Annotated in this window: 9 protein-coding genes; 5 read left to right on the forward strand and 4 right to left on the reverse strand. The window is 67.4% G+C overall.

From position 1 onward, the window contains the following. Nucleotides 1–30 precede the first annotated feature (30 nt). Complete coding sequence (locus tag ACNPM4_RS20770) at nt 31–804, reverse strand: hypothetical protein (RefSeq protein WP_029261781.1); 774 nt, start codon at nt 802–804, stop codon at nt 31–33. A 176-nt stretch (nt 805–980) separates the two neighbouring features. Between ACNPM4_RS20770 and ACNPM4_RS20775 the strand changes: the two genes are divergently transcribed. Genes ACNPM4_RS20775 through ACNPM4_RS20785 form a run of 3 tightly spaced genes read left to right on the forward strand, consistent with a single transcriptional unit; the run spans nt 981 to nt 4,569 of the window. Continuing rightward, nucleotides 981–2,984, forward strand: coding sequence for a DUF262 domain-containing protein (locus ACNPM4_RS20775; protein WP_448987030.1), 2,004 nt, complete (start codon nt 981–983; stop codon nt 2,982–2,984). Beyond that, on the forward strand, nt 2,981–4,234 hold the full coding sequence (locus ACNPM4_RS20780) for an alpha/beta fold hydrolase (protein WP_448987031.1): 1,254 nt from the start codon (nt 2,981–2,983) through the stop codon (nt 4,232–4,234). The genes ACNPM4_RS20775 and ACNPM4_RS20780 overlap by 4 nt, the downstream gene beginning before the upstream one ends. A 53-nt stretch (nt 4,235–4,287) precedes the next feature. Beyond that, nucleotides 4,288–4,569, forward strand: a complete 282-nt coding sequence (locus ACNPM4_RS20785; RefSeq protein WP_372466678.1) for a hypothetical protein — start codon at nt 4,288–4,290, stop codon at nt 4,567–4,569. Between the two features lie 75 nt (nt 4,570–4,644). Here ACNPM4_RS20785 and ACNPM4_RS20790 read toward each other — a convergent pair whose 3' ends face one another. From ACNPM4_RS20790 to glgA, 3 genes are all read right to left on the reverse strand, one after another. Beyond that, entirely contained in the window at nt 4,645–4,902 is a 258-nt protein-coding gene (locus ACNPM4_RS20790; protein ID WP_028501712.1) for a type B 50S ribosomal protein L31, read from the reverse strand. Nucleotides 4,903–4,993: 91 nt separating this feature from the next. Then, nucleotides 4,994–5,779: an ABC transporter ATP-binding protein gene (locus ACNPM4_RS20795; protein WP_029261777.1), complete on the reverse strand. Its 786-nt coding sequence runs from the start codon at nt 5,777–5,779 to the stop codon at nt 4,994–4,996. A 17-nt stretch (nt 5,780–5,796) separates the two neighbouring features. Then, nucleotides 5,797–6,981 carry a glycogen synthase gene (gene glgA, locus ACNPM4_RS20800; protein ID WP_372466675.1) on the reverse strand — a complete coding sequence of 395 codons (1,185 nt, stop codon included), beginning with the start codon at nt 6,979–6,981 and terminating at the stop codon, nt 5,797–5,799. A gap of 46 nt (nt 6,982–7,027) precedes the next feature. Here glgA and glgC point away from each other — a divergent pair, with 46 nt between their 5' ends. Further along, nucleotides 7,028–8,269 (forward strand): glucose-1-phosphate adenylyltransferase, encoded by a 1,242-nt coding sequence (glgC, locus tag ACNPM4_RS20805; protein ID WP_029261775.1) that lies wholly within the window; start codon nt 7,028–7,030, stop codon nt 8,267–8,269. 47 nt (nt 8,270–8,316) lie between these two features. Next, nucleotides 8,317–8,743, forward strand: a 427-nt coding sequence (serB, locus tag ACNPM4_RS20810) for a phosphoserine phosphatase SerB (protein WP_448987032.1), incomplete at its 3' end; no start/stop codon positions are given.

The raw sequence follows: 8,743 nt of genomic DNA on the forward strand, positions 1-8,743 counted from the left end.
CCGGGGGCCTTCGCAGTGCTCAGAAGAGGATCAGGCCTCGCTCATGGCCTGCTTGACCTGCTGGCCCTTCGCCGCGTAGTACGCCGCACGTGCAGCGTCCTTGCGCGCCTGCTCCGCGTAGCCGAACTCCAGCGTCTCCTGGTCGACCTCGTAGTTGGGGACATCGTCAGTGCCGTTGTACTTCTCGATGTAGGCGTCGAGCTCGGGGCCCGAGGTCCACGACGTGATGAGGCAGTAGCGCGGCTCGGTGCCGTTGTGCGTGGCCGCGTGCCACAGGCGCTGAGTGTCGACGATGAGCTGCGCGCCGGCCGGAAGGGCGATGCGGTACTCGATGCTCGGGTCGGTGCGGTTCTCGCGCAGGACGAAGTAGCTGTCCTTGTCGTCCGTCAGGTTGAAGAAGCCGCGGACCACCCAGCCGGTGCCGTCGGGGTTCAGACGGTTGTTGTCGTCCTGGTGCAGGTTGTAGAGGCACTCGCCGTAGGGGGTCGGCTGCAGCTCGATCACGCGGCAGCGGCCGACGTTGGCGCCGGGCTCCTGCGCACGACGCGTCAGGTTCGGAGCCTTCTCGGTCTGCGAATCGATCCAGACGCCGTCCTTGTCGGTGCGCGGCGGCTTGTGGTTCCAGAAGCCGTTGCACTCGATGTCACCGAAGGCACTGGCGAGCGGCGCGAAGCGGGTGTCACCCGACGACTTCCAGTCGTTGTACTCGATGTCGAGCCATTCCTTGGGGTCGAGCTCCTGGTTGTAGCTGTCGAGGACGACGAATCCCTTTTCCTCGAGGGCAGCGGACTTGATGTAACCCATGATCGAGTCATGTTCCTTTCATCGGGGGCCAGCACGTTTTAACAGGCCCTGATAAGGCAAGCCTAACAGCGAAGCCCGCGAGCCCTTCGGAGGTCGGCCGTGGATAACCGAATAGACTGATCGGGGCGCCCGGCGAGTCCTCGGCACCCGTCGCTACGGGAGGACGAGACACCAGTATGAGCACCGCGACCAACGTCGAGGCGACAGCAGTCAACACGATCGAGTGGCTCGCGGCGGGCAGCACCACCATCGTCGTCCCCGTGTATCAGCGGCAGTACCGCTGGGACATCGGCGGGTGCGAGCGTCTCCTCTCCGACATCCGCGCCGTCGCGCGGGAAGACGACGCCCACCGCCACTTCATCGGCTCGATCCTCTCCGCCGAAGACGGCACGTCGACCGATTCCGACCTGATCCTCATCGACGGTCAGCAGCGCATCACCACGCTGATGCTGCTGGTCGCCGCGCTGCACCATGCGATCCGCGACACCGATGCCGCTCTGGCCGCCTCGTTGGAACGCGTGCTCGTACGCTCGGACGACCCCGGCCGCACCAAGCTGCGCCCGCACGATGCGTGGGCCGAGTTGTACGAGTCCGTCGTGCTCGACCGCCGCGACGACGCGGACCGCGAATCCCGCTTCGACGACAACTACGCCTTCTTCCGCAGTCAGATCCACGTGGACGAGGTTCCCCTCATCTGGCGTGGGCTGCAGAAGCTCGAGCACGTGTCGATCACCCTCGGAGCCCAGGCGAACGCCCAGCAGATCTTCGAGAGCCTGAACTCCACGGGCGAGCCGCTGCGCGACCACGAGCTCATCCACAACTACATCCTGATGGGGCTCAGCCACGCGGAGCAGGTCGACGTCGAAGCCCGGTTCTGGGTGCCGATCGAGCATCACACCGGTGAGGCCATCGGCGCGTTCTGGCGGCACTACCTCGTGCTCGTCACCGGCCGCGAGGTGGCGGCGAACGGCGAGCACGGCGTGTACAGCGCGTTCCGGCAGTCCTTCCCCCGCGTCGACGTCACCCACCTGCAGGCAGACGCGGAAGAGTGGCGGCACTACGCAGAGGTATACGGCATCCTCCTCGATCCCTCACGGGAGAAAGACCCGGAGATCGCGCAGCAGCTGCGGCACGTCAACACCTTCGGGCGCTCGTCGTATCCCCTCGTGCTGAGCGTGTACAGCGATCACGCGCGGGGCGTCATCGACCGCGCCGAACTCCTCGGGACGTTGGAGTGGATCCAGTCGCTGTACCTCCGCCGCGCGCTGGTCAACCTTCCGGCCGAGAGGCTGATCGCCAGGCTCTGCCGCGCACGCCGGGAAGGTCGCGATTCGCTCGCACGCGCCTTCGCGCGGATCACCCCCTCCGACGAGCGTGTGAGCGCGGTACTGAAGTACAGCGAGCTCCCCCACCCCGCGTACGTGCTCGGTCGCCTGGAAGGCGTCGGCGACGTCGACGGGTTCGACGTGGAGCACATCGTGCCCACCGTCCCCGGCGACGCCTGGTCGGGAGACGGAGAACGCCCCTGGAACGAGTACTCCGAGGACGAACAGAACAGCCATCGCGCGCTCGCCCCGACTCTCGGCAACCTGACCCTGCTCGAGCAGCCGTTGACCGAGCGCGTGTTCGGCGCCGCCTTCCCCGTCAAGCGAGATGAGGCGTATGCCCGCAGCGCGGTGCCGGCGACCCGCGAGCTGGCCGAGGTCCCGACGTGGAACACGGCCGCCATCACCCGGCGCACGGTCGCCCTCACCGCCGACCTGATCCGCATCTGGGCGCGACCGGCACTGCCGGAGATCGACGACGACGGCCTGACCCCGATCCTGGATGCCGTGCGCCGTCGCGGCTGGCCGACCGGCTGGGAACGCGAGTTCGACTACGTCGAGTACCGCGGTGAGCGCTGGGAGGTCCCCGACGTGAAGTACCTCTTCAACCGGGTCTTCCGACGCGCGTGGACCGACACGAGGGCCGCTGCCCTCGCCTACTGTGCCGCCCACGGCGGGCCGATCTACCAGGACATGGCGTGGAAGGGCCAGTGGGACGCGCTGGACGAATCCCACTTCCTCTACATGGGCTGGGACTCCAATTACATGATGACCGCTGTGCAGGGGGTGCTCGAGGAGTCGGGCATCGCCTCGGAGGTCTTCGTCAAGTACTCCTACATCGGGAATGTGATGTGATCATGACCACCGTCGTCCGCAAGCTGCTGGATCTCACCGTCGAAGAGCACACGCTCACCGTCCCTCTCGTATGGGGCGATCCCGCCGACTCCCGCACCATCGACATCTTCGCGCGCGTGGTCGCCCGCGAAGGCGGTGAGACCCTCCCCTTCCTGGTCTTCCTGCAGGGCGGACCAGGGCACGAAGCTCCCCGCCCGTTCCATTCTTCGACGTCGCCGGCCTGGCTGAATGAAGCTCTCGCCCACTACCGTCTGGTGCTCCTCGACCAGCGCGGAACGGGCCGCTCGACCCCGGTCGGCGATCACGATCTCGCCCGCGGCGCCGAGGCCGTGGCCGAGCACCTGACCCACCTGCGCGCCGACTCGATCGTGCGCGACTGCGAGGCGATCCGCGAACACCTCGGAGCTGCCACCTGGAGCGTGCTCGGGCAGTCCTTCGGCGGCTTCACGACACTGGCCTACCTCTCGACGGACGCGTCCTCGCTGCAGGACGTCTTCATCACGGGCGGACTCAGCACGATCGGGCGCCACCCCGATGATGTGTACGCGCTCTGCTACGAGAAGATGCGCACGACATCCGAGCGTTACTACCGTCGGTTCCCGGAGCACCGCGACGCCATGCGGCGACTCGTCGATCTGGCAGACGCCGGCGACATCGTCCTCCCCGACGGCGAGGTCGTGTCCCGATCGCGGTTGCGATCGATGGGCTCGGCCCTCGGCACGAACGACGGCTGGCAGACCGTCTGGTCGTTGCTCGAGCGTGACCCTTCCTCCAATGCCTTCCGGCACGACCTGATGCACGCGATGCCGTTCGACGGTCGCAATCCGCTGTATTTCGCGTTCCACGAGTCCAGCTACGCCGACGGCCACGCCACCCGATGGTCGGCCGAACGCACAGAGCCCTCCGACTTCCGCGACGACCCGACGCTCTTCACGGGCGAGCACATCCGGCGCGACTGGACCGAGACGGTTCCCGCCTTCCGCCCCTGGCGTGACGTCACCCTCGCGCTCGCGGAGTACGTATGGCCGAGCATCTACGACGCCGAGGCGATCGCCGCGTCCGGGGCTACGGGCGCCGCCGCCGTCTATGTCGACGACGTGTACGTCCCGATGGAGTTCTCGCTCGAGACAGCACGCCTGCTACCCGGCGTGAAGCTGTGGGTGACCAGCGAGCACGAGCACAACGGGCTGCGCGCGGGTCCCGTGCTGTCGCGCCTCATCGACCTGGCGCAGGGCCGCCGCCTGCGCTGAGGATCATCCCTGAGGGGGATGGGCTCTCGCCGAATCGGGCATACGCTGTCGTCATGAACGAGGTGTTCGGCTGGATCTATGTGGCGATCGTCCTCATCGCAGGGCCCGGTCTCGTCGCGTTCGGCATCGCGCACACGTTCTCCCAGAAGCCCGTAGAAGAGAAGTACGACGGCGCAGGCGGTGGGTTCGGCGGCTCCTTCGATGCGATCTGGATGCCATCGGCATATGAGGCCGGGCTGGAACGCGACCGGCAGACGCAGCGGACGGCACCGGCGCCCTCGCCAGGCGACCCGCCGAGCCGCATCGACTCCGGCCGTATCGTCATCGACGTCTGAGACTGTCGCAGAACCCTCGAGGAACGAAGAAGGCCCCACCCTCCGCGGAGCATGGGGCCTTCTTCGTGGCAGTCGTTACTTGGACGAGCCGCCGAAGCCCTTGAAGCGCTGGTTGAACTTCTCGACGCGGCCGGCCGAGTCCATGATGCGCTGCTTGCCCGTGTAGAACGGGTGCGACGCGGACGAGATCTCGACATCGATGACGGGGTACTCCACGCCGTCCAGCTCGATGGTCTTGTCGCCGGTCACGGTCGAACGGGTGAGGAACGTCTCGCCCGAGCCCAGGTCGCGGAACACGACAGCCTTGTACTCGGGGTGAATGTCAGTCTTCATGGGATTCCTTAGTTGCTGCCCTGGATTGTGCCAGGGACGAGGGAAGTCTGCGGTGCGGAGAGCACCAAGGATCGATTCTATCAGACCTGGATCAGGATGCTGCGCGGGCGGCGTAGCGGCCGTCTTCGCTGCTGAGCACGATGGGCATGCCGAACGTGTCGGTGAGTGCCTCGGCCGTGAGCGTCTCGGCGATCGGTCCGGCCGCGACGATCGCTCCGTCGCGAATCAGCATCACGTGCGTGAAGCCCACCGGGATCTCCTCGACGTGGTGCGTCACCATCAGCATCGCCGGCGTCGTCGGCGAGGAAGCGTACCCACTGAGCAGCGCCAGCAGCTCTTCTCGCGATCCGAGATCGAGCGAGGCGGTCGGCTCGTCCAGCAGCAGCAGCTCCGGATCGGTCATCACGGCGCGCGCGATCTGCACGCGCTTCTGCTCGCCATCGCTCAGCGTGCCGAACGTGCGGTCCGCCAGGTGGTCGAGGCGCCAGTCGGCGAGGACGCGGAGCGCGCGGCGCTCATCGATGTCCTCGTAGTTCTCGTTCCAGCGACCGAGCACCGAGTATGCGGCGGTGAGCACGGTGTTGAGGACCGTCTCATCGCGGGGAACGCGCTTGGCCATCGCGGACGAGGCGAACCCGATGCGCGGGCGCACCTCGAAGACGTCGGTGCGGCCCAGAGTCTCGCCCAGCACGGTCACGGTGCCCGAGGTCGGGTGCATGAGGGTGTCGGCCAGCTGCAGGAGGGTGGTCTTGCCCGCCCCGTTCGGTCCGAGGATCACCCATCGCTGATCGTCGTCGACCTCCCAGGTCACGTGATCGATGATGTTGCGTCCTTCACGGCGCACGACGACGTCGGTGAATTCCAGAGCGCTCGGCATGGTTCCAGCCTATCGGCTCAGGCGGTGAGCTCCGCGTAGAGCGCGCGCGTCGTCTCCGCGATCGCGGCCCAGCTGAAGTCGTCCCGCGCGCGCTCGCGTCCGGCCTCACCGTAGGCCCGCGCGCGCTCCGGATCCATGGCGACCTCGGTGAGCACGGCGGCCAGGTCCGCCACGTAGCGCTCCGGATCCACCGGCGTGCCGGTGCCGTCCTGCAGCTGTTCGATCGGTACGAGCCGACCAGTGACGCCGTCGGACACGACCTCGGGGATGCCCCCGGTCGCGGTGCCGACGACCGCAGCGCCGCAGGCCATCGCCTCGAGGTTCACGATCCCGAGAGGTTCGTAGACGGAGGGACAGACGAAGGTCGTCGCCGCGGTGAGGATCGCCGACAGCTCATCGCGCGGCAGCATCCGCTCCACCCAGATGACGCCTTCACGCGTCTCCTGCAGAAGCCGCACTCCCTGTTGCACCTCGGCCATGATCTCCGGGGTGTCCGGGGCACCGGCGCACAGGACGAGCTGCACCTCGGGCGGTAGGAGTCGGGCGGCCTGCAGCAGATAAGGCAGACCCTTCTGCCGCGTGATCCGGCCGACGAACACGACGGAGGGACGTGCGGGATCCATTCCGATCGACCGGAGGAATGCCGCGTCCTGCACCGGGCGCCAGCGTTCGACGTCGATACCGTTGTGGATCACGCGGACCTTCGCAGGGTCGACCTGCGGATAGCTGCGGAGGATGTCGGCGCGCATGCCGGCGCTCACCGCGATCACCGCGGCGGCGTTCTCGTAGGCGAGTCGCTCGATGCCGCTGGAGATCGCGTAACCGCCGCCCAGCTGCTCGGCCTTCCAGGGGCGGAGGGGCTCCAGGCTGTGCGCGGTGAGAACGTGCGGGATACCGTGAAGCTGCGAGGCCAGGTGGCCGGCGAAGTTCGCGTACCAGGTGTGACTGTGGACGAGGTCGGCGTCGGCGATGGCGGCGACGATCTCGAGGTCTGTCCCCAGCGTCTGCAGCGCGGGGTTCGCTCCGGTGAGTTCCGCGGGCGTGCGATAGGCGAAGGTACCGGGTTCGTCGCGGGTCGCCCCGAACGCACGCACCCGCACGTCGACGTGCTCTCGAAGCGCGGCGACGAGTTCCGCCACATGCACTCCGGCACCGCCGTAGACCTCGGGCGGGTACTCCTTCGTGATCATTTCGACTCGCATGTCTGAACGCTAGTACAGCGGCCGGGAACGCATCTATGGTGGAGCCATGTCCGCTCCAAAGAAGGTCTTCGGGATCATCCTCGCCGGCGGCGAGGGCAAGCGCCTCATGCCGCTCACGGCGGATCGCGCGAAACCCGCAGTGCCGTTCGGCGGACAGTATCGCCTGATCGATTTCGCCATCTCGAACCTCATCAACTCCGGCCTGCGGCAGATCGTCGTGCTGACGCAGTACAAGTCGCACAGCCTCGACCGGCACATCTCGCAGACCTGGCGGATGTCGGCGCTCCTCGACTCGTACGTGACCTCGGTCCCCGCGCAGCAGCGACTCGGCAAGCGATGGTTCTCGGGATCCGCCGACGCGATCCTGCAGAGCATGAACCTGATCAACGATGAGAAGCCCGACATCGTCGTGGTCATCGGCGCCGACCACGTGTACCGGATGGACTTCCGGCAGATGCTGGAGGCCCACATCGAATCCGGTGCGAAGGCGACCGTCGCCGGGATCCGCCAGCCCCTCGCCCTGGCTTCGCAGTTCGGGGTGATCGATGCCGATGCCGAGTCCGGGCGCATCAAGCAGTTCTTGGAGAAGCCGACCGACATCGCCGGCCTCGAGGATTCGCCGCACGAGGTGCTCGCCTCGATGGGGAACTACATCTTCGACGCCGACGCACTCATCGCCGCCGTCGAGGCCGACGGCGAGTCGCCGACCTCCGGGCACGACATGGGCGGCGACATCGTCCCGTACTTCGTCGACCGCGGCGAGGCCGGTTACTACGACATGAAGCAGAACGACGTGCCCGGCTCCTCCCCGCGCGATCGTTCCTACTGGCGGGACGTGGGGACGATCGACTCGTTCTTCGACGCGCACCGCGACCTGATCTCGACCCTGCCCGTGTTCAACCTCTACAACATGGAGTGGCCGATCCACTCGCAAGCGGTCAACTCGCCGCCCGCGAAGTTCGTGCGGGACTCGGTCGGGCGCATCGGGAATGCGATCGACTCGATCGTCTCGCTCGGATCGGTCCTGTCCGGCACCCATCTGGAACGCAGTGTGGTCGGCCCCTGGACGCTCGCCGGCGGCGGCTCGACCATCACGGACTCGGTGGTCTTCGACCACGTCCAGGTGGGGCAGGGCGCGCGCATCCATCGGGCGATCCTCGACAAGAACGTGGTGCTGGCCGACGGGGCTACGGTGGGCGTCGATCGCGAGCGGGACCTCGCACGGGGTTTCACCGTGACGGAGTCCGGCATCACCGTCGTCGGCAAGGGCGTTTTCATCGAGCGCTGACGCCGTCATGGCGCATCGGCACGCCAGGTGATCGATAGGCTCGACGGGTGACCGCTGCGCGCTTCCTCGTCGTCCTCGATGCCGACTCCACCCTGATCCGCAACGAGGTGATCGAGCTGCTCGCCGACGAGGCCGGGCGCCGCGCGGAGGTGCAGGCGGCCACGGAGGCGGCCATGCGCGGCGAAGTCGACTTCTCCACGAGCCTTCGTTCCCGGGTCGCGGCCCTTCAGGGCGTGCCGGTCTCGGCATTCGAGCGGGTACGTGCACGGATCGAACCCACGCCCGGAGTGCGCGATCTCACCGCCGCCGTCCACGACCGCGGCGGTGTCGTCGGAGTCGTGTCCGGGGGGTTCCACGAGATCCTCGACCACATCGCGCCGGGGCTCGGAGTCGACCGGTGGCGCGCCAATCGCCTCGAAATCGCCGATGGGGAGCTCGCCGGTCGTGTCGACGGCGACATCGTCGACGGCGCGG

The organism is Microbacterium umsixpiens, from assembly GCF_053543675.1.

Bases quoted from the DNA above. Each gene is read 5' to 3' on its own strand.
- ACNPM4_RS20795 (WP_029261777.1), bottom strand. From the start codon at position 5,779: ATGCCGAGCGCTCTGGAATTCACCGACGTCGTCGTGCGCCGTGAAGGA.
- glgC (WP_029261775.1), top strand. From the start codon at position 7,028: ATGTCCGCTCCAAAGAAGGTCTTCGGGATCATCCTCGCCGGCGGCGAG.
- glgA (WP_372466675.1), bottom strand. From the start codon at position 6,981: ATGCGAGTCGAAATGATCACGAAGGAGTACCCGCCCGAGGTCTACGGC.
- ACNPM4_RS20790 (WP_028501712.1), bottom strand. From the start codon at position 4,902: ATGAAGACTGACATTCACCCCGAGTACAAGGCTGTCGTGTTCCGCGAC.
- ACNPM4_RS20785 (WP_372466678.1), top strand. From the start codon at position 4,288: ATGAACGAGGTGTTCGGCTGGATCTATGTGGCGATCGTCCTCATCGCA.
- ACNPM4_RS20775 (WP_448987030.1), top strand. From the start codon at position 981: ATGAGCACCGCGACCAACGTCGAGGCGACAGCAGTCAACACGATCGAG.
- ACNPM4_RS20770 (WP_029261781.1), bottom strand. From the start codon at position 804: ATGGGTTACATCAAGTCCGCTGCCCTCGAGGAAAAGGGATTCGTCGTC.